This window comes from Pseudomonas sp. HMSC057H01, from assembly GCF_001836405.1.
Lineage (GTDB): Bacteria > Pseudomonadota > Gammaproteobacteria > Pseudomonadales > Pseudomonadaceae > Pseudomonas > Pseudomonas aeruginosa.
In genome coordinates this window covers 1-749 of record NZ_KV828395.1, presented here as the reverse complement: position 1 = coordinate 749, position 749 = coordinate 1, and the positions used below count along the sequence as shown (strand labels likewise).

Genomic DNA, 749 nt, shown 5'->3' with positions numbered 1-749 from the left:
TACTGAACTATCCGCTTCACGTGGTTCAGTGTGGGTAAGATCGGCAGTGGTATACAGTGGAAATGAGAAATATAAGCACTAGCCAAAACTAGAGTAGGGAAAATAAATCTGTCCCCTTTTCTCGTAGTCCCCTTTTCTCGTATTTGGATCTTATGGTCCGGGTCAGCCAGGCCATGTTTTTAATGTGGTTAATCAAAATGGTGTTGTTAGATTCCTTGATGGACAGACTGGGAAGCCGGCAAATTTAGGGGGCTTCAAATCACTGCAATTATTGAGGACTAATTGATGATCACTTATGCGTGCGCATTGAAGAAGGCAAAGGAATATTTAATGGATTCGGAAGTCCCTTTGCAAATTACATATGAGGGTGAGTTTTCCGAAGGGTGGTATTTCTGCTACCAGTCAAAGGAGTTTATGGAAACCGGTAATTTGTCAGCTCAGCTCGCAGGGAATGCGCCATTTTTGATTGATAGGCAATCTGGTGAACTTCATATTCTCGGAACAGCAAAACCTTTAGAGAGTTATTTGGATGACTACATAAAAAAATCCGTGAAGTTGGGGTGATTTAGTGCTGTAAAAGGGGCCGTAATTCCCAAAGTTTTCTCGAATGCCGATGATTTCGCACGCTTTGGTACAGATGCGCGAGAGAGTTTAGCGAAAGCCCACTAATAAAGGGGACAGATTTATTTTCCGGTGTTTATGAGCTGGTCAAGAGCTGGAGGGAAACCTATGCAGCTCTGGAGCAGTTG

General features: G+C 43.3%; 1 protein-coding gene and 1 pseudogene. Both read left to right on the top strand.

Going from position 1 to position 749, the window contains the following annotated elements; all coding sequences use genetic code 11:
* Window positions 1-157: 157 nt before the first annotated feature.
* A pseudogene (locus tag HMPREF2581_RS33780) lies at window positions 158-286 on the top strand (toxin glutamine deamidase domain-containing protein); the annotation flags it as partial.
* On the top strand, window positions 286-564 hold the full coding sequence (locus HMPREF2581_RS31655) for a YrhB domain-containing protein (protein ID WP_071535556.1): 279 nt from the start codon (window positions 286-288) through the stop codon (window positions 562-564). The pseudogene HMPREF2581_RS33780 and the gene HMPREF2581_RS31655, both read left to right, overlap by 1 nt.
* The last annotated feature ends 185 nt before the right edge of the window (window positions 565-749 follow it).